We start from the raw sequence: 24785 nt of genomic DNA on the forward strand, positions 1-24785 counted from the left end.
GGTGCTAGTGGCCACACAACTTGCGGGCGGTGTCCTGCCACGCCGCTGTGAGCTCGTCGAGGCTCCGGCCGTGGGAGAGTTGGTGGGCCAGGTAGTCGGGGTCCAGCAGCGCGATCAGGGCATCGGCTTGCGCATCGAGATCACCTGTGGTGCCCGCGGTTTCGAGCAGCATCCGGACGTGGGTGCGGTGCAGGGTGAACGGGCCGGTGTAGCGCAGGGCGGGATCGCGGATGGCGTCCGACAGCAGCGCTTGGTGGCAGTGCACGAAGCGGAGGCGATCCGCGCCGTAGGCCAATAGCCGTTCCAGCGGGGGCGCGCCCGGTCCCAATGGGGGCGGGCCGAACATGAAGGCGTCCTGTTCGGCGGTCTCGTCCTCGTCGAGCAGCACCATCATCAGCCCCGCCCGGCTGCCGAACCTGCGGAACACCGTGCCCTTCCCGACGCCTGCCTCTACCGCGATATCGTCGGTGCTGACCGCGTCGGGTCCGCGTTCGGCGATGAGCCGGCGCGCGGCATCGAGAATAAGGGCACGGTTTCGCGCGGCATCGCCGCGTTCCTGTGGCGCCGGGTCGAAGCCCGCGAGCTGGGTCGGGCGGTCAGAGGCTGCCACAACTGCACTTTAACTCAGGTGGAATTAATCGGACCACAGTCCGGTTGATCGTTGCGAGAATCGGGTCAGACGAACAAGGGAGTGGTGAACATGGCCGATGTGAAGGTCCTGGTGTTGGTAGGAAGCCTGCGTGCGGCGTCGATCAACCGGCAGCTCGCCGAACTGGCCGTGGAGCAGGCGCCCGACGGGGTGGAACTGCGGATCTTCGACCGGCTGGGGGAGTTGCCTTTCTATAACGAGGACATCGACACCGACGACGTGGCCGAACCTGTGGTCGCGCTGCGCGCGGCGGCCGCCGAGGCTAACGCCGCGCTGGTGGTCACTCCTGAATACAACGGCAGCATCCCGGGTGTGTTGAAGAACGCGATCGACTGGCTGTCGCGGCCATGGGGCAACGGCGCGCTCAAGGACAAGCCACTGGCGGTGGTGGGTGCCGCGCTCGGGCAGTACGGCGGCGTGTGGGCGCACGACGAGACCCGCAAGTCCTTCGCCATCGCCGGGCCGCGCGTGGTCGAGGATCTCAAGCTCTCGGTGCCGTCCAAGACGCTCGACGACAAGCATCCGAGGGAGAACGCGGAGGTGGCCGAGGCGCTGCGCGACATTGTGGGCAAGCTCACAGTTGAGGTCGACTGAGGGTTCGTCGTCGCGTTTTGCCGTTCGCGCCGCTTTGCGGCAAAATCTTGCCGCCGGCTGGGTCACTCCGACCCGGCCGGCGGCTTTGCTATTGGGGGGTCTTGCGCTTTGCGGCGGCCGGGTTTGTCGGTGCCTGGTGGTACATCTAGGGGTGCGGCGCGACACGGTCTGTCAAGTCGGGCACGACACGCCGTCGGTGTGGTTGCTGGCAAGCTTACGACCAGGGAATTTCAGAAATGTTATTCAGAACATGTTGTATGGCTTCGAACTGTCGGCCACTAGGTGTAGTGTCTGTGAGACCGACAGGCCACCACAGTTCGGGAGCCCGCCGGAGCGCAGCGAATCCGGCTGAGTCGGTTTCAAGACCAGCTGGAGAGCGACTTCGACCGGCAGGAATTTTGGCGGCCCGAAGGTCGCTGAACTTAAGCGAAACGTAAGACCCGATCAGTTGCCAGTCACTGTCTAGTTTTTTCACTTTCCGCAAGAGGAGCCGTACCGAAGATGACCGTCACCGTGTACACCAAGCCCGCATGCGTGCAGTGCAACGCCACCTACAAGGCGTTGGAAAAGCAGGGCATCGAGTTCGAGAAGGTCGACATCACCCTCGACAGCGAGGCCCGTGACTACGTCATGGCGCTCGGCTACCTGCAGGCGCCGGTCGTGGTGGCCGGCAACGACCACTGGTCGGGCTTCCGGCCGGATCGGATCAAGGCACTCAGCACGGTCGCGGCCAGCGCGTAACGGAAGGTCATCAACGGGGGAGGACGGAGAACACGATGAGTCATCTCGTCTACTTCTCCAGTGTCTCGGAGAACACCCATCGCTTCGTCGAGAAGCTGAAGTGGCCCGAAGACCGAGTCACCCGGATCCCGCTGCACGGCCGCATCGAGGTGAACGAGCCCTACGTTCTGATCCTCCCGACCTACGGCGGCGGCCGTTCGACCCCCGACATCAACGACGGTGGCTATGTGCCCAAGCAGGTCATCGCGTTTCTGAACAATGAACACAATCGGTCGTTGATCCGCGGCGTCATCGCCGCGGGCAACAACAACTTCGGTGCGGAATTCGCCTACGCGGGCGATGTAATTTCGCGCAAGTGCGGCGTGCCGTACCTATATCGCTTCGAGCTCATGGGAACTCCGGACGACGTAGAAGCCGTTCGCACGGGGTTGAAAGACTTTTGGAAGGACCAGACGTGCCACCAACCGTCACAGCTGCAGAGCCTGTAACCACCGCCGCGCACGCGCTTCCCGGCGAGACGGATTACCACGCTCTCAACGCGATGCTGAATCTGTACGACGCTGACGGCAAGATTCAGTTCGACAAGGATGTGCAGGCCGCGCGGGAGTACTTCCTGCAGCACGTCAACCAGAACACGGTGTTCTTCCACAGCCAGGACGAGAAGCTCGACTACCTGATCGAGAAGGAGTACTACGAGCGCGAGGTGCTCGACCAGTACAGCCGCAATTTCGTCAAGAGCCTGCTGGATCGGGCCTACGCCAAGAAGTTCCGGTTCCCGACGTTCCTCGGCGCGTTCAAGTACTACACCTCCTACACCCTCAAGACCTTCGACGGAAAGCGCTACCTGGAGCGTTTCGAAGATCGCGTGGTGATGGTCGCGTTGACCCTGGCCGCCGGTGACACCGTGCTGGCCGAGAAGCTCGTCGACGAGATCATCGACGGCCGCTTCCAGCCGGCCACTCCCACGTTCCTCAACTCGGGCAAGAAGCAGCGCGGCGAGCCGGTGTCCTGCTTCCTGCTGCGCATCGAGGACAACATGGAGTCCATCGGGCGCTCGATCAACTCGGCCCTGCAGCTGTCCAAGCGCGGCGGCGGAGTTGCCTTGCTGCTGACCAATATTCGTGAGCACGGCGCGCCGATCAAGAACATCGAGAACCAGAGCTCGGGCGTCATCCCGATCATGAAGCTGCTAGAGGATTCGTTCTCCTACGCCAACCAGCTCGGTGCCCGCCAGGGTGCCGGCGCGGTGTACCTGCACGCGCATCACCCCGACATCTACCGGTTCCTCGACACCAAGCGCGAGAACGCCGACGAGAAGATCCGGATCAAGACGCTCAGCCTCGGCGTGGTGATCCCGGACATCACCTTCGAGCTGGCGAAGAAGAACGAGGACATGTACCTCTTCTCGCCGTACGACGTCGAGAAGGTCTACGGCGTGCCGTTCGCCGACATCTCGGTGACCGAGAAGTACCACGAGATGGTCAACGACGGCCGGATCCGCAAGACCAAGATCAAGGCGCGCGAGTTCTTCCAGACGCTGGCCGAGCTGCAGTTCGAGTCGGGCTACCCGTACATCATGTACGAGGACACGGTGAACCGGGCCAACCCGATCGCCGGCAAGATCACCCACTCCAACCTGTGCTCGGAGATCCTGCAGGTCTCTACGCCGTCGCTGTTCAACGAGGACCTGTCCTACGCCAAGGTGGGCAAGGACATCTCGTGCAACCTCGGTTCGCTGAACATCGCCAAGGCGATGGACTCGCCGGATTTCGCACAGACCATCGAGACGTCGATCCGGGCGCTGACCGCGGTGAGCGATCAGACCCACATCTGGTCGGTGCCGTCCATCGAGCAGGGCAACAACAGCTCGCACGCGATCGGCCTGGGGCAGATGAACCTGCACGGGTATCTGGCCCGTGAGCGGATCCACTACGGCTCCGAAGAGGGCATCGACTTCACCAACATCTACTTCTACACCGTGCTGTTCCACGCGCTGCGGGCATCGAATCTCATTGCGATCGAACGTGGTACGCGCTTCGGCGGGTTCGAGGACTCGAAGTACGCGTCGGGTGAGTTCTTCGACAAGTACACCGAGCAGGTGTGGGAGCCGGCCACCGACAAGGTCCGGCAGATCTTCGCCGATGCGGACATCCACATCCCGACGCAGGACGACTGGAAGCAGTTGAAAGAGTCGGTGCAGAAGCACGGCATCTACAACCAGAACCTGCAGGCCGTCCCGCCGACCGGGTCGATCTCCTACATCAACCACTCGACGTCCTCGATCCACCCGGTGGCATCGAAGATCGAGATCCGCAAGGAAGGCAAGATCGGTCGGGTTTACTACCCGGCGCCGTATCTGACCAACGACAACCTGGACTACTACCAGGACGCGTATGAGATCGGCTACGAGAAGATCATCGACACCTACGCCGCGGCCACCCAGCATGTGGATCAAGGTCTTTCGCTGACCCTGTTCTTCAAGGACACCGCCGACACCCGTGAGGTCAACAAGGCGCAGATCTACGCCTGGCGCAAGGGCATCAAGACGCTGTACTACATCCGGTTGCGGCAGATGGCACTGCAAGGCACTGAGGTGGAAAACTGCGTCAGCTGCATGTTGTGACGCTGTAAGCACGCACGTTCAATGGCCAGTTATTGCACGCAGATTGCGAAAAAGCGTGTGATAACTGGCCATTCGACATTCGGCAGACTGTGTGGAGGGCACTGAGCGACTCTGAGGGGGTACGACGATGGCCGCACTGGTAGGACAGCTGCTCTTCTTCGCGATGGTCGCGGCGCTGATCGGCGGTGTGATCTGGGCGGTGTTCGTGATGCGCGAGCCGCGCTCGCCGCTTGAGGACGACGACGATGGCGACGACGACGATGGCGATGATGGTCAGTGGTGACCCGATTCCTCGCGGCGCACGCAGCACGTAGGGACGGCCACTCTGCGGCAGGTACTGGAACGGCAGTGCCGCTGGCAAACATGGAGTTTCGCTCGGCAGCTATTATCGCGCGGTGACCGATAACGGCGTTCCTCCTCAGTACTCGCATGACCCGCAGAACCCCTACGCGGCGCAGAACCCGTACGGTGCGCCCAACCCCTACGGGGCGCAGAACCCCTACGCGACACCGAACCCCTACGGGGCGCCGGCACCGGGCCCGGTGGCCTTCGAGGTGCCCGAGAAGTGGCGCAGCCGTTTCGACTTCTTCTCCCGCTACGGCCAGCCCGCGTCCTCGCCCGAGGCGACGGCCGCGTTCAAGCAGCTCTCGTTCGGACAGCGGATGCGGCTCGGAGCGAACGGTCCGGCGTTCTTCTTCGGCCCCATCTACTTTGCGATCAAGGGGCCTTGGCGCAAGGGCCTCAGCCTCTTCGGCATTTCGTTCGTCGTGAGTTTCATCATCGCGATCATCGAGTTCGCCTTTAACTTCACCTTCCCGCCGGCTGCCTACGGCGCCGCGATCGGCGCGCTCTACTCCAGCACCGCGAACTGGGCCTATTTCCTCCACGTCACCCGCGGCAGTACCAGTTGGAACCCGTACGAGGGCGTGCCGCTCTTCCGTCGGAAGAGCTGAGGTTCTGAAACTCGGCCGAGCGGCAGCAGCTCGGAGGGGAAGAAGGTGATCCGATGTCGACAACCGTTGAGGCAATCCTTGTCACCGCTCTGGTTTTCGGGATCGTTGTCGCGATTTTCGGCCTGATTTATGTGTGGGAGAAGTGGGGCAAAGGGACGCGACTGGAGCAGCGCATCGATCGCTTCTTTGATCGCGTCAGCGACATCTTCGACCGCTAGTGGTCGTTTTCGGAATCAGCTCTTGCGGGCCTGCCCCGCACGCTGCGCCTTCAGGCGTCGCTGTTCGGCCAGCACGTTCTGATAGCTCTCGCGCTCGGCGACCAGCCATTCCGGCTTCGCCTCGAGCAGCTGATCGATCTGCTCGGTGGTGAGGGCATCCCCGACGGCGCCTCGCGCGAGGCCGGCGATCGAGATGCCCAGCTTGGCCGCCACGAGGTTCTTCGGATGCGGCCCGTCCTTGCGCAGATCCTTGAGCCACTGCGGCGGGTCCGCCTGCAGGGCGGCGAGCTCGGCGCGGGTGATCGCGTTCTCCTGGAACTCGGCAGGCGTCGCGGGCAAATACACGTCCAGCTTCTTCGCCGCTGTGGCGGGTTTCATGGACTGCGCGTTTGGCCTGCTCATGGATTCAGCGTATCGGTAACCTGATGCGGTGACCCCGCAGTCCCTCACCCTCGGGTATGTCCCCGGCGGGACGCCCGCGAAGTGGGCTCGGATCTGGGCGGAGCGGCACCCTGGCGTGCCGCTGCAGTTGTGCGCCGTCGACGCGGCCGAGGCGGCCGACGCGGTACGCGCCGGCGCCGTCGATGTGGCGTTGCTTCGGCCGTCCGCCGACATGTCTGGGCTGGCCCTCATCCCTCTCTACGAGGAGACAACGGTGGCGGTGATCCCGACCGATCACCTACTCAGCGCCGCCGACGAGATCACCGCCGCAGACCTTGACGGTGAGCCGACGCTGCTCCCACTCGACGATGCGGTTGCCTGGGCGGGCGCTCCCGGTACCGCGGTCGATCACCGGCCGGAGACCACCAAGGATGCAATAGAACTCGTGGCGGCGGGGATGGGCGCTCTCATCGTTCCGCAGTCACTGGCGCGGCTGTATCACCGCAAGGACCTCACTTACCGGCCGATCGCCGATGCACCCACCTGCCCGGTGGCACTCGCTTTCCCAGAAGGTCCGCAGCCGGAACTGGTCGAGGAGTTCATCGGGATTGTGCGGGGCCGCAAACCCGGCTCTTCGCGGGGGCATGCCCAGCCGGCACCGAAACGCACCGCACGGGAGAAGACTCTCGCGAAACAGGCCGCCCGTGCCGCCGCGGGCAAGGTCGCCCGCAAACCGGGCCCGACCAAACGCGGTCGACGCTGACGGACCGGGGCAAAGCCGCGTGAGCAGACCGGCGGAGAGCTGGCAAAGCCGTTGCGCCCGTCGGAGGCACGGATCGAGAATCTGTGGAGAGCAAGAATCCTGAGGTTTGCCAAATATGCGACAGTTCGTTTGTGTGGAGATTTTCGCGCCATTCGAATAGCCGACTCAGGGTGCGGATTCGAGGGCTACGAACCATTCTTCACATTGCTAACGACTGGGGATTACTTTCTCAATTCGGCATGCAAAAGCGTTAGCGGTCAGGGCTTTTTGTTCAGCGGCCACGCCTCGCGACAGGTCGATCGAAACTTGCTCTGACTGGCTGTTGCTTCCCCATCAAGGTTCATTGCGGGCCACCTGTCGAGGTTCGTCATGTTTGCCAAAATGGATGTGGCAATTGAACTGTCAGGGCGCTCATATTTGCTTATGAATTGGCAAGTGTGAGTTTTCGCGAACGATGGATAGGGCACTAACTTCCACATTATTCTCTGCTGGGTACGGGAGGTCGTCGGCGCCAGTTGTGACGGGTTTGGAGACCGTAGCCGTCGATTCTCGGGGGAGGAATCATGAGTGGAGACCCGTCGCTGCGATTACTGTCGATCGACCTGCTCGACGACGACGAGCACGACAGTCTGGATGTCTGGGGCAACCGTGCTGCCCTGACCCAGCCGGCGGGCGCGCCCGCATCAATTCCGGAGTTGTTCTCGGCTCAAGTGACCCGTACCCCGGGTGCGACGGCACTGGTATGCGGGGAACGGTCGTGGACGTACCTCGAGCTGGACCGGGCCGCGAACCTGCTGGCGCACGTGCTGGCCTGCCGCGGAGCGGGCCCGGGCGAGACTGTCGCGCTGCTGTTCACCCGTTCCGCCGAAGCGATCATCGCGATACTGGCCGTGCTCAAATCCGGGGCGGCCTATCTGCCGATCGATCCGGCGCATCCGGACGCGCGGATAGCTTTCATGATCGCCGATGCGGCGCCTGTCGCCGCACTCACGACAACCGATCTGCGCCCGCGGACGGCCGAATTCGGCATCCCGGTAATCGAAGTCGATGGCCCCGCCCAGGACGGGCCGGCCGACAGCCGATTGTCCGATCCGGCCCCCGAGGATCTGGCGTACCTGATCTACACGTCGGGAACGACCGGTGTGCCCAAAGCCGTTGCCGTGACGCATCACAATGTCACCCAACTGCTCCAGTCGTTACCTGCCGTCTTGCCGTCGGTGCCGGAACAGGTCTGGTCACAATGGCATTCGCTGGTCTTCGATGTGTCGGTGTGGGAGATCTGGGGTGCTCTGCTACACGGCGGTCGGCTGGTGGTGGTGCCCGAGTCGGTGGCAAGCTCGCCGGCGGACCTGCACGATCTGCTGGTCTCCGAGAAGGTGACGGTGTTGTGCCAAACTCCTTCCGCAGCAGGCATGTTGGCCCCGGACGGCCTGGACTCGACGACGCTGGTGGTGGCCGGCGAGGCCTGCCCGGCTGATCTGGTCAGGCACTGGGCGCCTGGGCGCGTGATGATCAACGCCTACGGGCCGACAGAGACCACGATCTACGCGGCGGTCAGCGCGCCGCTTTCGGGACATGTCAGCGTGGTGCCGATCGGCCATCCGGTGCCGCGGGGCGCAGCGTTCGTGCTCGACGAATTCCTGCGGCAGACGCCCGAGGGCGCGACGGGCGAGCTGTATGTGGCGGGGGCGGGGCTGGCGGTCGGATACATGCGGCGGAGCGGCCTGACCGCATCACGCTTTGTGGCCTGCCCGTTCGGTGCGCCGGGACAACGGATGTATCGCACCGGAGACCTGGCGCGATGGGACGGCAGCGGGCAGCTGGAGTATCTGGGGCGTTCCGACGAGCAGGTCAAGATTCGTGGCTACCGCATCGAACTGGGCGAGATCCAGGCCGTCCTGGCGGAGTCGGACGGCGTCCACCAGGCCGTGGTGGTCGCCCGGGAAGACCGTCCCGGCGACAAGCGTCTGGTCGGTTACATCACCGGCACAGCCGATCCGGCCGGGATTCGCACCGCACTGGCCAACCGATTGCCGGCGTACATGGTCCCGGCCGCTGTGGTGGCGCTGGAATCGCTGCCCCTGACAATCAACGGAAAGCTCGACCGGCGCGCCCTGCCGGCTCCGGAATACCGCAGCGGCGCAGATGAATTCCGGGCTCCGAGCACTGAGGTCGAGAGGATTCTGGCCGAGATCTATGCCCAGGTGCTGGGCCAGGAGCAGGTCGGCGTCGACGACTCGTTCTTCGCCCTGGGTGGGGACAGCATCCTGTCGATGCAGGTGGTGGCGCTGGCGCGGGTGCATGGCCTGCAGTTCCGGCCGCGTGATGTGTTCGTCGAGCAGACGGTGGCTCGGCTGGCGGCGGTGTGCCGCGCGGTCGGTGTCGATGACGCCGTCGACGAAGGCCTCGGCCCGGTGGCTCCGACCCCGATCATGCGGTGGCTGCAAACCGTCAAAGGCCCTGTCGGACAGTTCAATCAGACAGTGGTACTGCAGGCGCCCGGGGAAGCGGCCGAGGCCGATCTGATCGCTGTGCTCCAGGCCCTGCTGGACCGCCATGCGATGCTGCGGCTGCGGATTCGGGTGGAAGGAGATGGCTGGGCGCTGAGCGTGCCCGATACGGGTTCGGTGGATGCCGGTGACTGCCTGCGATCCGTCGAGACGCTGTCGGACGAGGCGCTGGCGACGGCACGGAACCGGCTTGACCTGTCCGCGGGCCGAACGCTCTCGGCGTTGTGGACGCCGGCTACCGGGCAGCTGGCACTGCTCATCCATCATCTTGCTGTCGATGGGGTGTCATGGCGGATCCTCTTGGAAGACTTCAATATCGCCTGGTCTCAATTGCGGCGTGGTGAGCCGGTGCAGTTGCCGACCGGTGGAACGTCATTCTCCCGGTGGTCAGCGGTACTGAACGACTACGCCGTTAGCCCCGAGGTGGCCGAGCTGGCAGACGCCTGGCGGCGGGTGATGTCGAGCCCGCCCGCCCTACCCGAAATCGACCCCGCCCGTGACACCTACGCCAACGCCGGGCACCTGTCGGTTTCGCTGGACGCCGAGACCACCGGCCAGTTGCTCGGCGCGGTGCCCGCTGCGTTTCGCGCTGGGGTACAGGACATCTTGTTGATCGCATTCGGATTGGCATGGAACGAATTCCTGGGATCCGGCGCGGCACCTGTCGGTATCGATGTGGAAGGCCACGGCCGGTACGAAGAACTGGCCTCCGATATCGATCTGTCGCGCACCGTGGGCTGGTTCACCACCAGGTATCCGGTCTCGTTGTCGACGGAGAGTTCGAGTTGGGAGCAGGTCGTTTCCGGTGCAGCCGCTGTCGGCTCGATCGTCAAAGCCGCCAAGGAGCAGTTGCGCGCCATGCCGGACGGCCTCACCTACGGACTGCTGCGACATCTGAACCCTGAGGTGGATCTGGATGGTTCGGAGCCGACCATCGGGTTCAACTACCTGGGGCGCGTCGGTGCCGGTGGGGTGGAGGACTCAGACGGTCTGTGGCGCATCGACCAGAAAGAGCTGGCTGTCGCCGACGCGGCATCGGCGGTGGCCATGCCGCTGATGCACACGGTGGAACTCAACGCGGGTACCGAGGACAGCGATGCGGGCCCGAGTCTCCGGGCTACGTGGACCTGGGCGCCGGCACTGGTGGACGAGGCGCAAGTGCTTCGGCTGAGCCAGTTGTGGTTTGAGGCGCTGACCGGGATCTGTGCGCATGTGTCCGGCGGAGGCGGTGGCCTGACTCCGTCGGACATCGTGCCCGCCCGGCTGAGCCAGCAGGAGATCGACGAACTGGAGCAGCAATACCGCGTCGCCGACGTACTGCCGCTGACCCCGATCCAGAAAGGACTGCTCTTCCACACCGGCATCGGTAATGGGTCCGATGACTCCGCAGCGGCCGATGTGTACACGGTGCAGCTGGATCTCACCGCCACCGGGGTACTGGATCGCGATCGGTTGCGCGACGCGCTGCACACCGTGGTGGGCCGGCACCCCAATCTCACGGCCAGGTTCTGCGTCGAGATGGGTGAGCCGGTACAGGTCATTTCCGGCGATCCGGTGCTCGCCTGGCGCTACGTCGATCTGCGGGAAGACGACCGCAAGCCCGACGCCGAGGTCGACCGGCTGTGCGCGGCCGAACGCGACGCGGTCTGCGACCTGCGCAGCCGGCCGGCATTTCGGGCGGCGCTGATCCGGACCGGGGGCAATGAACACCGGATAGTTTTGACCTTCCACCACATCGTCATTGACGGCTGGTCGCTGCCGATCCTGATGCAGGAGATCTGCGCCAGTTATTTCGGGCAGCGGTTGCCGGTGACCGGGGCGTACCGGGACTTCGTGAGCTGGCTGGCCGGACGGGACCACGACGCCGCGCGGGAGGCGTGGCGTCACGCGCTGGACGGATTCGGACATCCGACGCTGGTCGCTGCGCCGGCAGATCCCGGGCCGCGCGGTGTGGAGTCCTACCGCGTTTCAGCCGATGTCACGAAAGCCGTTGGGGAACTGGCACGCTCGTGTCACACCACCGTCAACACCGTGCTGCAGGCGGCGTGGGCGCAGTTGCTGATGACGATGACCGGCCGACGTGACGTGGTCTTCGGCACGGCGGTCTCGGGCCGCCCGGCAGAGTTGGCCGGGTCCGACACGATCGTGGGCTTGCTGATCAATACCGTGCCGATTCGGGCCCACGCCACGGCGGACTACACCGTCGCCGATCTGTTGCGCCAGTTGCAGAGTGCCCACAACGACACGGTCGAGCACGAACATCTGTCGCTGAGCGAGATCCATCAGCTCACCGGTCACGACCGGCTGTTCGACACGCTGTTCCTGTACGAGAACTACCCGCTCGACCTCAGTGCCTTCTCCAGCGCCAACGAATTGGCATTCACCGGCTTCAACACCCGCGAGTTCAACCACTACCCGCTGTCGGTGATCGTGATTCCCGGCAACGAGCTCGGCATTCGGGTGGAGTTCGACTCGGCGGTATTCGACGTGGCGAGCATCGACTTGCTGATCGAGCGGTTCCGGCGACTGCTGGGCGCCATGATCGAGGAGCCACGTCGGCAGTTGTGCGCCATCAGTGTGCTCGATGCGGCCGAGCGTGAGCAGCTCGACGAGTGGGCGCATAAGGCGGTGTTGTCCGGGCCGTTGGGCGCACCCACCTCCATTCCGCAGCGGTTTGCCGAACAGGTGGCACGGACCCCACAGGCACCAGCGGTGACGTTCGGGGGCCGCTCGATGAGCTATCGCGAGCTCGACGAGTCGGCTGACCGGCTGGCGAACCAGTTGGCGGTGCGCGGTGCGGGACCTGGTGAATTCGTGGCGCTGATGGTTCCCCGCTGCGCCGACGCGATCGTGGCGATGCTCGCGGTGCTGAAAACCGGGGCGGCATACCTGCCGATCGATCCTGCCGTCCCGCCCGCCCGGTTGAGTTTCATGATCGCCGATGCCGCGCCGATCGTCGCGGTCACCACGACAGAACTGCGTCCGCGGTTGGACAGCTTGGACATACCGGTCATCGAGGCCGACTCCGCGGCCGGTGTCGTCGGCCGCGCCACCGAACTGCATGCGCCCGTGCCCGGCGACATCGCCTACGCGATCTATACCTCGGGTACCACCGGAAATCCCAAAGGCGTTGCCGTCACTCATCACAACGTCACCCGGCTGTTCGATTCACTCGATGTCGGTCTCGCGTCGGCGCCGGGACAGGTGTGGACGCAGTGCCATTCCTACGGTTTCGACTACTCGGTCTGGGAGATCTGGGGAGCCCTGCTACACGGATCGCGGCTGGTGGTGGTCGCCGACTCGGTCGCCGCGTCACCGCGGGATCTGCACGAGTTGGTGATCACCGAAGGGGTCACCGTTCTGAGTCAGACGCCCGCTGCGTTGGCGGCGCTCGAACAAGCGGGTCTGGATTCGACGGCGCTGATGGTGGCCGGGGAGGAGTGCCCGTCGGAGGTGGTGGGTCGGTGGGCCTCGGGCCGAGCGATGGTCAACGGCTACGGTCCGACCGAGACCACGATCTATGCCGCGATCAGTGCTCCTTTGACGACCGGCACGGCCGTCGTCCCGGTCGGCTCTCCGGTGCCCGGGGCAGCGTTGTTCGTTCTGGACGACTGGCTGCGGCCGGTGCCGGCCGGCGTGGTGGGCGAACTGTACGTGGCCGGACTCGGCGTGGCTGTCGGATATGTCCGCAGGCCCGAGCTGACTGCGTCGCGATTTGTGGCGTGCCCGTTCGGCCGGTCTGGAGCGCGCATGTATCGAACCGGGGATCTGGTCCGGTGGGGCGAGGACGGGCAACTGCAGTATCTGGGGCGATCCGACGAGCAGGTCAAGATCCGTGGTTACCGGATCGAGCTGGGTGAGATCCAGTCCGCTCTGTCAGAGCTCGACGGCGTGGTTCAGGCCGCGGTGGTTGCCCGCGAGGACCGTCCCGGGGACAAGCGCCTGGTCGGCTACGTCACCGAAACATCCACCGGCAGGGTCGATTCCGCTGGGTTGCGACGTGCACTGACCGATAGGCTCCCGGCGTACATGGTGCCGGCAGCCATCATGGTGGTTGATGCGCTGCCGCTGACGGTCAACGGCAAGCTCGACAAACGTGCACTACCCGCGCCGGAGTTCCAGAGCACCGGTCAGTACCGAGCACCGACCACCGAGGCCGAGACGACGGTGGCCACCATCTATGCCCAGGTTCTCGGAGTCGAGCGGGTCGGCGTCGACGATTCCTTTTTCGAGCTGGGTGGTGACTCGATCTCGGCGATGCGGGTTGTCGCAGCGGTCAACACTGCACTGGACGCAGACCTCGCCGTACGCACATTGTTCGAAACGCCGTCGGTGAGCGGTTTGTGCCGGCAGTTGGACCGGGAGGCCGAATCGCGTGTCCTGTCGGGTGCCGGCGGTGGCGGCTTCGAATCCGTGCACGGCACCGGGAGCAACGAATTGCGGGCCGGTGACCTGTTGCTGGAGAAGTTCGTCGACGGGCCCACGTTGCGTACCGCCCCGACCCTGTCGCGCCCCGGCCGTAGGCCACATACCGTGCTGCTGACCGGGGCCACGGGCTTCCTCGGCCGCTATCTGCTGCTGGACTGGCTCAGACGCCTGCGCCGCGCCGACGACGCTGTCATCTGTCTGGTGCGCGCGGCCTCAGACGCCGACGCGCGGCGCAGGCTGGAGGCCACATTCGACACCGACCCGGTTCTGTACCGCCACTTCCGCGAACTGACTGACGGACGGCTCAAGGTGATCGCCGGCGACAAGGGCGAACCCAACCTCGGGTTGGATGAACCCAACTGGCATCAGTTGGCGGAAACCGTTGACGTGATCGTCGACTCAGCGGCGTTCGTCAACGGAATCCTTCCCTACAGTGAGTTTTTCCAACCCAACGTGGTGGGCACCGCCGAGCTGATCCGGTTCGCGATCACCACGAAGCTGAAGCCGTACACGTTCGTGTCGACCGCCGACGTACGCCATCAGATCGAGCCCTCGGCGTTCACCGAGCACGCCGACATTCGGGTGATCAGCCCGGTTCGTGCGCTCGACGGTAGCTTCGCCAACGGTTACGGCAACAGCAAGTGGGCCGGGGAAGTGTTGCTGCGTGAGGCCCACGACCTGTGCGGCCTGCCAGTCGCGGTGTTCCGCTGCGACATGATCTTGGCCGACACCAGCTACGCGGGCCAGCTCAACGTGCCGGACAATTTCACCCGGATGGTGCTGAGTGTCGTGGCCACCGGACTCGCGCCGGCGTCCTTCTATCAACTCGACCCCGATGGCAACCGTCAACGAGCCCACTACGACGCATTGCCCGTCGGGTTCGTCGCTGAGGCGATCACCACTCTGGGCTGGCAGATGGCCCGCGCAGGCTCCGCCGACTTCGAGACTTATCACGTGATGAACCCGCACGACGACGGGATCGGCATCGACGAATACGTCGACTGGCTGATCGAGGCCGGCTACCGGATCGAGCGCATCGCCGATTTCGGAGAATGGTTGCAGCGCTTCGAGACCGCCCTACGCGCGTTGCCCGAGCGGCAGCGCAGACATTCGGTGCTACAGATCTTGGCGTCGCAGTTCACAAGGGATTTGAAAGCCCCGGAGCCCACCCACGGATCGTATGGCCCGACCGATCGATTCCGGGCCGCGGTGCGAGAGGCCGGAATCGGTCCTGACAACGAGAATCCAGATATTCCACGCATCTCACCGCCCATCATCACCAAATACGTCACCGAATTGGAGCGGTTCGGCCTGCTTCCGCCGCTGGAACCGTCGGCGTAGCGGGTTGTGTGCCTGAGGTGGGACTCGAGTGTTCGGGAATCGCGAGCCGGTGCGCACGGTTCGTCCACATATGACAACAAACGGCGATGTTGCGTCGTTCGGTCCTAACGCGCCCGGATACGTATGGAAGTCGACAGCGGATGTCGAACCGATCGAGGTCTTTCCCGGAATAACCGTCCAGCCGCTCTGGCGGGGAGCCAACGGTGCGAAGGCGGCGGTGACAACCATCGCGCCGGGCGCTGTCTGGGACGGCGAAGACCTACACGACCCCGGCCCGGAAGAGGTCTATGTCGTCTCCGGTGTCTTCAACGACGGCGTGAACGACTACGCCGCAGGCACATTCCTGCACGCCCCGGCCGGATCGTGGCACGTTCCGCAATCGGCCGAGGGGTGTGTGCTGTTCCTCTTCTACCCAGAAGGCTAGGGAGTCGTTGAGCCCGAACGCCATTCGTCGTACATGGCGTCGATCAGCACCGTGACTTCGTCGTAGGTGTCCCAGGTGTCCGGCGCCTCGTATGTCGAGTCGTACCGGGCGACGGCAGGCACATTCCGATACTGCCGAAGGTACGGGCGGTAGGCCGCCGAGGCGAACGCGTTGCCGGTGTCGGTCAGCATGAACGGATCGATCTGGTCGACACAGTGCCGACGTAGATATTCACCCGGGGTGATCATCCGCTCGTGGAGCTCCGAGGGGGCATAGTCGGGCTGCGCCATGCCGTGCAATGCAAGCCATGCCATGAACATCCCGATGTGGGTGCTGGCGGCTGCCAGCTCCAGACCGTTTTCGATCGCCGTATCGTGATGCCAGCCGGCGTCGTCATACGTCATGGGTCGAGGCTATGCCCTGTGAGGTGCGCCCTGCTGCACCAATTTTCGCTGCTGCGAACTGTGACCGGCTCTCGGTGTGTTCACTCGGCAATTGTCGAAAATTCATTTGCTGATTTGGTACGGTCCCCGTCAATATCACTCTCGGGTTGGGGGACCCACGTTGACCATCACGCCTACTTCTCTTCTGCGTGCCAAGATCGCAGCCGGCTCTCTGGCGCTCGCCGTTCTGGCCGGAACCGCCGTTGCGCAGCCGCCCGACGTGACCGCTGCGGCCCAGCCACGTCACGTGGTTCAGATCGATGTGCAGCTGCTCACCGGAATCACCGACACTTCAACAGCTTTGGGGATTGCGGACTCGACTCTCTACAATCTCGACCAAGGGCAGCTGGTCGAGCGGCTCAACGCCATGAAGAGCCTCGGGGTCACAGACCTGCGCATCGGCGTGCCTTGGGTGTACATCCAGCCCACCAGTTCCACGTCGTATGACTGGACCAAGATGGACAACGTCGTCAACACGGCGACATCCATGGGCTTCTCGATCACCGCGGACATCACGGGCAACCCCGCGTGGGACGGCGTGGTCCTGGCGGGGGCACCCGACCCGACCGCGTATGCCAACTTCGCGTCGACGGTCGCCACCCGTTACGGCAACAAGATCTACGCCTACGAAATCTGGAACGAGCCCAACGGGGTCGTTTTCTACGCTCCCGTCAGCGCTGCTTCATACACCGCGGTGCTCAAGGCTGCCTACACCGCGATCAAGGCGGCCAACCCCGACGCGACCGTCCTGGCAGGCGCGCTCGGTGCGACCAAGACCTTCAACGGAATCAGTGTCAGCCCACAACAATTCCTCGACCAGATGTACGCGGCGGGCGCCGGTGGGTATTTCGACGCCCTGTCCTACCACCCCTACCACTACACGTTGCCGTTCTCAGCGGGGGAGGGCGTGACGGACTCCCCGCTGGAGCAGGTTCGCGCGCTGTACTCGATCATGGCCGCCAACGGCGACGGCGACCTGAAGATCTGGGCCACCGAGTACGGCACCGCCACGACTCCGGGCATCGGCAACACGCAGGCCGAGCAGGCCCAGCTCATGCAAGACTTCCTCACCGCCTGGTCCAGGATCTCCTTCGCCGGACCGGCGTTCATCTACACCGCACAGGACATCAGGACCGGTGATCTGAACGCCGAGGCGAACTTTGGTCTGTTCACTTCAGACGGTAAGCCCAAACAGTCCGCGCTGATTCTGGCCGCCCTCATCGCAGAGTTCGACAGCACCGGCAGTTTGACCGACTACACAGCGCCGAAGATGTCTCTGTCGCGGGAGGTGTACCTACAGCTGGCCTCCCTCGGCTTCGGCTTCGCCAATCTAGCGCTGATCATCCCCAACGCTGTCGTCGCAGCCGCACTCAGCGCGATGCCGGTGCCCGTTCGACAGGCGTTCGCCGCAGTTGCCGACGCCGTGTCAGTCGGGGTCGCCCGCGTGGTGACTGCCATCGCGCCCATAGCGCAGGCCGGCATCGACGTCCTGATCAACGCGGGACCCAACTTGCACAACGCGAAGATCACCGTCAAGCACGCGGCGCAGCAGATCGGCGATGTGATCACCGAGAACCTGCACAACACACAACTGACGCTGCAGAACAACGTTCGCAGCACCGGGCTGACTCTGGCCGGGGCGATTCGCGGTACGCAGATCACGCTGAGCCACCTGCACGACCTCAATGTGCCGAAAGCGGCTATCTCGCCAACCGATTCGATCGAGGCATCGTCACTCGCAGCGCAGCCGGATGCCCTGGATACCGTCGAACGCAGGTCGTCAGCAGGTGCAGATTCCACGAAGACTTCGTCTGCAGAACCGCAGTCGCCCACGCTGCGGACTCGTGTTCGCGCGCTCTCGGCGGGGGAGAAGCGGTCGGAACTGGGTGGGAGGCATCGAAAGGGTCTGACGATCACCTCGTCGGACGACGGTGACGGACGTGAGACCTTGAAACCTGATGCTGCGTCGATGAATTCAGGGGCATCGTCCGCGGCGAAGGGCAAGGCGAGCCACGCCCGCAAGTCCGCGGCCCGGCACGCGCGAACCGAACAGGCCGCGAAGGAGCCCGACTCCCAGTCATGACGGGTGAGGCCGCGTCGAACACGTCGGGGTGATCCTGCGGCCATGCACAGTGAGCCGGGGCCGGCGATGAATCAGGCGGGGAGCACCTTGAGGATCTCGGATGCAGCCCGGGTCCACGCTGCGACGTCGGGTGGCCCAGGGATGTTGCCGATCACGAGCACCACGTTGGCCAGGTACTTGTCGGTGGCTACCCGCATCACGGGGAAACCGCTTGGGGGCGTGAGAGGCTCGATGACCATGCGGCGTCCGATGCCGGGGACCTCGGTGGCCCCTGGTTCGCCGATGCCTGCGAGGAGTTCTTTGGTGATCACCCCGGTGGACGGCGCTTGGACCTTGATGTTCGCCGTGAAAGACAGGACGCCACCCGCGGTGGCGTAGTACTTGCAGCTGCGTCCGGTTGTCCCATCGGTGTTCTTGATGTCGGTATCGCGGCCGTCGTCCAGTTCGACGCCCGCGAGGACTGACATCTGCTTACCGGTGAGCAGGCAGTCCGAAGGCAGGACGTTATCGCGCCATGTCACGGTTGGGTTGTCCGGCGGCGGCGTGCCCTGAGCGTCACTATCGGCGTGTGGCTGCCCGGTCACGACGTGCGAACAGGCAGTGGCGCACGCGAGTGCCCCGAGGATCGCGGCTGATGCGCAGTTCTTGCTGAATCGGCGTAGCCCATGCACATGGCCACGCTAACCGCGGATCCGCTCGCAGGTGTTGCGACCGGCTCTGGATCGTGCATATAGTACGAATTGCAGATAATACGAATCTCGTAATAAATGCACGGAGGAGTCAGCCCATGGCTGAGAGATATCCGCCCCCACCATTCGGTGCCGTCATTCCCGATCCGTTCGTGTACGTGGGATGGAGCGTCGACCCGGTGCGAATCGGGCCGTTCTTACGGCCCAGCGCTGCCCGCCGGCTCAAACTTGTCCGGTTGCGGGCCGTCGCCCGCGACTTGTCCGAACATGCAGATGTGTTGGACGTGCGTCTGTTTCAGACGAGCGTCATCGTGCCCATCGCCGGTGCGCCGTTGCACGACGTGGTCATGCTGATACGTGTCCTCGACGTGCCGACCGCGGCAGCGGTGCTCAACGATGCGGCCCTGGCGGAAACCAGCCCGCTGACGGCATTCACAGCAGAAAATCGGGCGCGGTTCGGTGTCACCGAGGACGGTTCACCGACACCGAATATTCTGCTCAACCACTTCACCGGCCCCGCTGAAGAAGAATCCGCGATCGACACCTGGCGGGCGTTGTCGGCCTGGTTCGGCGCGAAGACCGGCGTCGACAACTCCACGCTCCTGGTTCCCGACCGGTCTGCGCCATACGTGTTGGTGAACTATGCCCGCATTCCCGGTGCCGTACCCGCATTCATGGCGCGACAACTGCTGCGTCCGAGCTTCTACCGGTTTGTGCGGCGGTTACTCGCTCAACACCACCTCACCTCGCTGCCGATCTTCGTCCGACCTGTCGACCTGAAAGGGCAGTGATGTCGAAACAACCACCTGGTGCCGGCAACGACGCAACCCTGCGTACGGCATTGCAGGACCTACGCATCGCGCTGGCATTGAGTACGCGAAAGGTAGCGGCCATCGCGGGTTTGAAGGATTCGGATCTGGAGGTGCTGGACGTCCTCACGCGCGGGGGACCGCAATCGCCGACGGCGTTGGCCCGCAGACTCTCGATGCAACCGGCCACCATGACCGGCGTACTGCGGCGATTGGAGGACGCCCAGTGGGTCGTTCGCCGGCACCAGGACCACGATCGTCGCAGCGTCGAGATCGAATCCGTGGGATTCGCGCGCTTGTCCGACATCTACCGCGACGGCAGCAGCCGGCTGGACGCCCTTCAGGCAAGCATGACCCCGTCGCAGGTGGCCGCCGTTCTGGCCTACCTCAACGATGCGTGCGCCCTGGTCGCGGAAGCCACCCGGGCACTGGATGATTCACCGCAGGCACACGGTGCGACGAAGGCGGCGCGATCGTGAAAGTTACCGTCTTCGGGGCCAGCGGCCCGACCGGTCAGTTGTTGACCGCGCGGATTTTGGCCGACGGCCACGATGTGGTCGCGATGGCACGACGTCCGACCACGTTCCCGGTCACGGCCGACGGGTTGCGTGTCGTCGGCGGCGACGCCACATCGCCGGAGGATGTTTCGGCGGCGATCGCCGGATCTGACGCCGTCGTGTCCGTACTCGGCGCCAGCTTCAGCCGTCACCCTGTTCATCTGTATTCCGCATCGGCACAGGCGATTTGTGCTGCAATGGCGCGGGTCGGTGCCGGACGGCTGATCGTCACCAGCTCCGCGGTCCTGAGCGACTGGACCGATCCGGAGTGGGGATGGGCCGAGCGGACCGTCGCCCGGCGAATCCTGGGGCGCCTGGGCCGCACGCTGTATGTGGACATGGCCCGGATGGAATCCATCGTTGCCGCCTCCGGTGTGGACTGGACGATCATGCGTCCGCTCGGGCTGGCCAACCTCGACCCACCCACCACCTACCGCATTGCCGAGGACCACATCGCCGGACGCCAGACTGCACGCCGCGATCTGGCGGCGGCAATCGTCGACCAGCTCACCCGAACCGACTATCACCGCAAGGCGGTCGCCGTCGCCACCACCAACCGGCACCAGAGCGTTGCGCAGACGATCTGGCGCGAAGGGATCAAACCCAACCTGCCTACCGCGCTTCACCGCGGCCGGGCCGGATCTCACAGCGGAAGAGAGAAGGTAACCCAATGACCCATCCCGGCAACAACTCTGACGTCGGAGATCAGACGCTGACCCTGATCAACACCGTGGACGTCCCTGCCGACCGTGTCGACGAATTCCTGGCCGACTGGCAGCAGCGTGCCACGTTGATGAGCACCCTGCCCGGGTTCATCGATTACACGCTGCACCGCGCGGTGGACCAGGACGCTCGATTCCAGCTCGTCAATGTCGCGCACTGGGAGAGCCGGGAAGCGTTCGAGGCGGCGCTGAGCAATCCCGAGTTCAACGCCCTGCGCGATGCCGCTCGTCAGGCATTCGATTTCACCGTGACCGCCACCCCTGCGCTCTACCGAGTGGTGGCGGCGAACCGGCGGAGCTGACGATGCTCGCCGCGAGAGCGCACTCCGGTTCCCCGGCAGTGCATCTCGACCAGATTGACGTTCCTGAGCTCGGACCCGACGAGGTCCTGGTCAAGGTCGCCGCGGCGGGAATCTCACCGGGAATGCTGCGGGTCTTGGAAATGGGCCGCTTCACGCACCTGCCGTCCACGCTGGGTCCTGACGGCGCCGGTACCGTAGTGGCCGTCGGTAGCATGGTCGACACCTTGAATGAGGGTGAGCGGGTGCGCATCCATCCGAACCTCAACTGCCGCAACTGTGTCCATTGCCGAAGTGACCGGGACATGATGTGCCCAAGGCTGGCGATCATGGGGCACGGGGCATTCGGCGACGGTCCGCTGCCGCTGTACGCGCGCTATCACGACGGGGCCCTGGCTGAGTACGTCCGCGTCCCGGACTGGCTCATCGATCCGTTGCCCGACCGTGTCAGCTTCGAGGTCGGCGCGAAGGTCAACCATCTGGCCACCGCCGCACGTGCTCTCACCTGTGCTCGCATCGCGCCAGGCGCTACCGTGATCCTCACGGCCGCCACCGGCAGTATCGGCGCGGCGACGGTGCTGCTGGCCAACGTCTTCGGCATCGCCCGCCTGGTCCTTGTCGGCCGAAATCGGCAGCGTCTCGCAGCGGTCAGCGCCCTTGGCGGCAGCGTCGCCACCGACCTCATCGCAACCGACGAACTGCCGTCGGGATGGGGCGCCGACGGTGCCCTGTCGCACGCGCTGAAAGTCCTGCTGCCCCATGGTGCGGATGCCGTCATCGACTACACGCCCAGCGGTCCGACGGTGGCGCAATCTGCTGGAGCCCTGTCCACCGGCGGATGCCTGGTCCATCTTGGGTCGAACGCCGACCCACCTCAGTGGCCGTTGAGCACGGTCATGATGAACTGCTGGACCATCGTCGGGATGCGTGGTGCTACGCGCAACGATTCGGACTACATCCTCGCCCTGCTCGGCAGCGGAGCCGTGAGTGCCGACACGCTGATCACCCATCGGTACCCGTTATGCGATACGCCAGAAGCGGTCCGCGCCTTGCGCGAGCGCGGAGGTGATCAGCCGATGTGGATGGTGGTGGCGCAGCCGTGAGTGCCGTTCGAAAACCAGTGGCGATCATGAGACCGAGCCCGCACGCTTGAGGCATGGAGGCCCACCTGCATCAGTCGCCGACCGACTTCGAAGCGGCCGAGCGGTCCGTGTACCGCCCGGACCCGGTGCTGTTCACCTTGGAGCTGACGACGCTGCACACGACGCCCTGGCCCGCCGAGCGGATCCTGTTGTCGGTCGCCAACGGAAACGGTGTCGCGGGCGCGGCGGTCCAGACGCGCGACTCGGTGCTGTTGGTGAACGGACTGCCGCCCGAGACTGCGCCGGCTGCGGCCCAGGCGCTGGCCGCCGCAGGGGTGAACCTGTCGGGGGTGCGTGGAACATCAGCGACGGCAATGGCTTTCAATCAAGCGTGGCATGCGGTTAGAGGTGTCCTCGCGAGTGAGTCATCCCGCGACGTGCTCTACCGGCTGGGTGAATTGGCAGTTCCGAGCGGCGTGGCCGGTGACTGGCGAACCGCCGGAACCGCGGACGCGGAGACCGTCGTGCGGTGGCTGAACGAGTTCTTCATCGAGGCATTCGACGAGCCCTCAAATGTCGAGGCGAGTCGGGCGATGCTCACCTCGATCGCCGATGCCGGTGACCACGTCCTGCTGTGGGTGGTGGACGGCGATCTTGTCAGCATGGCGCGGGTGCGCGCTGCCGTCGTCGGCGCCTCTCGTATCGGCCCGGTCTACACGCCGCCCGGACACCGCGGCCGCGGTCACCGCCGCTGCCGCGCAGTTCGCGCGTCGCGGAGGGGCGAGCGAGGTGGTGCTGTTCGCCGACACCGACAACCCGGTGTCCAACCGGGTGTATCAGCGCATCGGCTTCGAGGCCGTCGCCGAGGACGCGCGGTACACGCTGCGCGAAGGCTGACAGTCACCGGCGCTCGTCTTGTCGTCCGTGTATGCGGGCCTGATAGTCGCGTTTCTCCGTAGTCGCGGAGGAGGCCTCTAGACGCTGGCAACTTACGCGCATAAGCTCGCGGTGATTTGGCGCAGCGCGACGAAAGGATGATGGACATTGAGTAGCACCATTGCGGTCTTCAACCCGTCGAACGAGGAGCAGATCGCGGAGGTCCCTGATTCAGATCAGGCTGCCGTCGACGCGGCGGTGGCCCGGGCGCGGGAGACGTTCGAGTCGGGGGTGTGGCGCAAGTTGCCCGCCGCGCACCGGGCCGAGGTGCTCTTCCGGGCGGCCGAGATCATCAAGGCGCGCACGGAGGAACTCGCGGAGATCGAGGCGCGCGACAACGGCATGAACGCGTTGGCTGCGCAGCAGATCATCAAGGTGGCCAACGAGATGCTGATCTACTACGCGGGCTGGGTCGGCAAGATCCACGGCGAATCGGCCAATCTCATCTCCGACGGGCTGCTCGGCCATTTCGAGGAGTACCACACCTTCACTCAGCTGGAGCCGGTCGGCGTCGTCGGCCTCATCATCCCTTGGAACGGACCGTTTTTCGTCGCGATGCTCAAGGTCGCCCCCGCGTTGGCGGCCGGATGCAGTGCGGTGCTCAAGCCGGCCGAGGAAACTCCGCTGTCGGCGCTGAAACTCGAAGAGATCTTCCGCGAGGCGGGGCTGCCCGATGGTGTCCTCAACGTCATCACCGGCTATGGCGAGACCACGGGTGCGGCGCTGACGGCACACCCCGATGTCGACAAAATCGCGTTCACCGGGTCGACGGAGGTCGGGCGTCTGATCGTGCAGGCGGCTGCGGGCAATCTGAAGCGCCTGACGCTGGAGCTCGGTGGGAAGTCGCCGCTGATCATGTTCGACGACGCCAACCTCGACAAGGCGATCATGGGTGCCGGCATGGGCCTGCTCGCAGGTTCCGGGCAGAACTGTTCGTGCACTTCGCGAATCTATGTGCAGCGCAAGATCTATGACCAGGTCGTGGAAGGTTTGGCCGGGTTCGCCCAGATGTTGCCGATGGGTGGATACGAGGATCCCACCTCGGTGTTGGGGCCGCTGATCAGTGAGAAGCAACGCACGCGGGTCGAGGGCATCGTCAACGACGGCGTGGCCGGCGGTGCGGAGGTGATCACCGGCGGTAAGCCGATGGACCGCAAGGGTTATTTCTACGAGGCGACGATCGTCACCAACACCACCCCGGACATGCGGCTGATCAAGGAGGAGATCTTCGGACCGGTCGGTTCGGTGATTCCCTTCGACGAGGAAGAAGAGGCGATCGCGGCGGCCAACGACACCGAGTACGGGTTGGCTGGGGCCATCTGGACCGAGAACCTCAGCCGCGCCCATCGGGTGGCGAATGCGCTTCGCGGCGGCCAGATCTGGGTGAACTCGGCGCTGGCAGCCGACCCGTCGATGCCGATCTGCGGTCACAAGCAGTCGGGTTGGGGTGGCGAGCGCGGAAAGAAGGGGCTGGAGGCCTACTTCAACACCAAGTCGGTCTACATCGGCCTATAGCGATCCGCCCAAAAATGTGAAGCCT

At 64.7% G+C, this 24785-nt stretch carries 23 protein-coding genes; 18 read left to right on the top strand and 5 right to left on the bottom strand.

What is annotated here, in order from left to right:
• Positions 1–4 precede the first annotated feature (4 nt).
• Positions 5–610 (bottom strand): TetR/AcrR family transcriptional regulator, encoded by a 606-nt coding sequence (locus TX88_RS12985; protein WP_044517321.1) that lies wholly within the window; start codon positions 608–610, stop codon positions 5–7.
• A 90-nt stretch (positions 611–700) separates the two neighbouring features.
• Here TX88_RS12985 and TX88_RS12990 point away from each other — a divergent pair, with 90 nt between their 5' ends.
• From TX88_RS12990 to TX88_RS34540, 7 genes are all read left to right on the top strand, one after another.
• On the top strand, positions 701–1243 hold the full coding sequence (locus TX88_RS12990) for an NAD(P)H-dependent oxidoreductase (protein ID WP_044519363.1): 543 nt from the start codon (positions 701–703) through the stop codon (positions 1241–1243).
• Positions 1244–1744: 501 nt separating this feature from the next.
• A complete protein-coding gene (locus tag TX88_RS12995) occupies positions 1745–1984 on the top strand; it encodes a redoxin NrdH (protein WP_044517322.1) in 240 nt (79 codons plus the stop codon).
• 35 nt (positions 1985–2019) lie between these two features.
• Positions 2020–2472, top strand: coding sequence for a class Ib ribonucleoside-diphosphate reductase assembly flavoprotein NrdI (nrdI, locus tag TX88_RS13000; protein WP_044517324.1), 453 nt, complete (start codon positions 2020–2022; stop codon positions 2470–2472).
• Positions 2439–4607, top strand: a complete 2169-nt coding sequence (gene nrdE, locus TX88_RS13005; protein ID WP_084621894.1) for a class 1b ribonucleoside-diphosphate reductase subunit alpha — start codon at positions 2439–2441, stop codon at positions 4605–4607. The genes nrdI and nrdE overlap by 34 nt, the downstream gene beginning before the upstream one ends.
• 127 nt (positions 4608–4734) lie before the next feature.
• Positions 4735–4890 carry a hypothetical protein gene (locus TX88_RS34535; protein ID WP_167333294.1) on the top strand — a complete coding sequence of 52 codons (156 nt, stop codon included), beginning with the start codon at positions 4735–4737 and terminating at the stop codon, positions 4888–4890.
• 112 nt (positions 4891–5002) lie between these two features.
• The gene (locus tag TX88_RS13010) at positions 5003–5560 is read left to right on the top strand and encodes a DUF2628 domain-containing protein (protein WP_084621895.1); all 558 of its coding nucleotides are present in this window, start codon (positions 5003–5005) and stop codon (positions 5558–5560) included.
• 53 nt (positions 5561–5613) lie between these two features.
• Entirely contained in the window at positions 5614–5778 is a 165-nt protein-coding gene (locus TX88_RS34540) for a hypothetical protein (RefSeq protein ID WP_164480724.1), read from the top strand.
• A gap of 15 nt (positions 5779–5793) precedes the next feature.
• Here the strand turns inward: TX88_RS34540 and TX88_RS13015 are convergent, their stop codons facing one another.
• Positions 5794–6180 (bottom strand): DUF5997 family protein, encoded by a 387-nt coding sequence (locus TX88_RS13015; protein ID WP_044517327.1) that lies wholly within the window; start codon positions 6178–6180, stop codon positions 5794–5796.
• Between the two features lie 28 nt (positions 6181–6208).
• On the opposite strand from TX88_RS13015, the gene TX88_RS13020 reads away from it, so the two are divergent.
• From TX88_RS13020 to TX88_RS13030, 3 genes are all read left to right on the top strand, one after another.
• Positions 6209–6922, top strand: a complete 714-nt coding sequence (locus TX88_RS13020; RefSeq protein ID WP_044517328.1) for a LysR substrate-binding domain-containing protein — start codon at positions 6209–6211, stop codon at positions 6920–6922.
• Positions 6923–7485: 563 nt separating this feature from the next.
• Complete coding sequence (locus TX88_RS13025) at positions 7486–15201, top strand: non-ribosomal peptide synthetase (RefSeq protein ID WP_044517330.1); 7716 nt, start codon at positions 7486–7488, stop codon at positions 15199–15201.
• A 70-nt stretch (positions 15202–15271) separates the two neighbouring features.
• Entirely contained in the window at positions 15272–15625 is a 354-nt protein-coding gene (locus tag TX88_RS13030) for a cupin domain-containing protein (protein WP_044517331.1), read from the top strand.
• On the opposite strand, the gene TX88_RS13035 is transcribed toward TX88_RS13030, so the two are convergent.
• Positions 15622–16029 carry a DUF7832 domain-containing protein gene (locus TX88_RS13035; protein ID WP_044517333.1) on the bottom strand — a complete coding sequence of 136 codons (408 nt, stop codon included), beginning with the start codon at positions 16027–16029 and terminating at the stop codon, positions 15622–15624. The genes TX88_RS13030 and TX88_RS13035 overlap by 4 nt on opposite strands.
• A gap of 160 nt (positions 16030–16189) precedes the next feature.
• Between TX88_RS13035 and TX88_RS32795 the strand changes: the two genes are divergently transcribed.
• On the top strand, positions 16190–18151 hold the full coding sequence (locus TX88_RS32795; RefSeq protein ID WP_049924907.1) for a cellulase family glycosylhydrolase: 1962 nt from the start codon (positions 16190–16192) through the stop codon (positions 18149–18151).
• A gap of 71 nt (positions 18152–18222) precedes the next feature.
• Here TX88_RS32795 and TX88_RS13045 read toward each other — a convergent pair whose 3' ends face one another.
• Positions 18223–18672: a hypothetical protein gene (locus TX88_RS13045; RefSeq protein ID WP_162563133.1), complete on the bottom strand. Its 450-nt coding sequence runs from the start codon at positions 18670–18672 to the stop codon at positions 18223–18225.
• A 266-nt stretch (positions 18673–18938) separates the two neighbouring features.
• On the opposite strand from TX88_RS13045, the gene TX88_RS13050 reads away from it, so the two are divergent.
• From TX88_RS13050 to TX88_RS13070, 5 genes are read left to right on the top strand one after another with little or no spacing between them, the layout of a single operon-like run.
• Positions 18939–19631, top strand: a complete 693-nt coding sequence (locus TX88_RS13050; protein ID WP_049924908.1) for a hypothetical protein — start codon at positions 18939–18941, stop codon at positions 19629–19631.
• Positions 19631–20128, top strand: a complete 498-nt coding sequence (locus TX88_RS13055; protein WP_044517336.1) for a MarR family winged helix-turn-helix transcriptional regulator — start codon at positions 19631–19633, stop codon at positions 20126–20128. The genes TX88_RS13050 and TX88_RS13055 overlap by 1 nt, the downstream gene beginning before the upstream one ends.
• Positions 20125–20880 (top strand): NAD(P)-dependent oxidoreductase, encoded by a 756-nt coding sequence (locus TX88_RS13060; RefSeq protein WP_049924909.1) that lies wholly within the window; start codon positions 20125–20127, stop codon positions 20878–20880. Before TX88_RS13055 ends, TX88_RS13060 begins: the two co-directional genes overlap by 4 nt.
• Positions 20877–21230, top strand: coding sequence for an antibiotic biosynthesis monooxygenase family protein (locus TX88_RS13065; protein WP_044517337.1), 354 nt, complete (start codon positions 20877–20879; stop codon positions 21228–21230). Before TX88_RS13060 ends, TX88_RS13065 begins: the two co-directional genes overlap by 4 nt.
• A gap of 2 nt (positions 21231–21232) precedes the next feature.
• A complete protein-coding gene (locus TX88_RS13070; RefSeq protein WP_044517339.1) occupies positions 21233–22330 on the top strand; it encodes a zinc-dependent alcohol dehydrogenase in 1098 nt (365 codons plus the stop codon).
• A gap of 70 nt (positions 22331–22400) precedes the next feature.
• Here the strand turns inward: TX88_RS13070 and TX88_RS35115 are convergent, their stop codons facing one another.
• Positions 22401–22694, bottom strand: a complete 294-nt coding sequence (locus TX88_RS35115) for a hypothetical protein (protein WP_244438415.1) — start codon at positions 22692–22694, stop codon at positions 22401–22403.
• Between the two features lie 269 nt (positions 22695–22963).
• On the opposite strand from TX88_RS35115, the gene TX88_RS35120 reads away from it, so the two are divergent.
• Both TX88_RS35120 and TX88_RS13080 read left to right on the top strand, forming a co-directional pair.
• On the top strand, positions 22964–23206 hold the full coding sequence (locus TX88_RS35120) for a GNAT family N-acetyltransferase (protein ID WP_244438416.1): 243 nt from the start codon (positions 22964–22966) through the stop codon (positions 23204–23206).
• A gap of 147 nt (positions 23207–23353) precedes the next feature.
• Entirely contained in the window at positions 23354–24760 is a 1407-nt protein-coding gene (locus TX88_RS13080; protein ID WP_044517340.1) for an aldehyde dehydrogenase family protein, read from the top strand.
• The last annotated feature ends 25 nt before the right edge of the window (positions 24761–24785 follow it).

The organism is Mycolicibacterium septicum DSM 44393, from assembly GCF_000455325.1.
Classification (GTDB): Bacteria; Actinomycetota; Actinomycetes; order Mycobacteriales; family Mycobacteriaceae; genus Mycobacterium; species Mycobacterium septicum.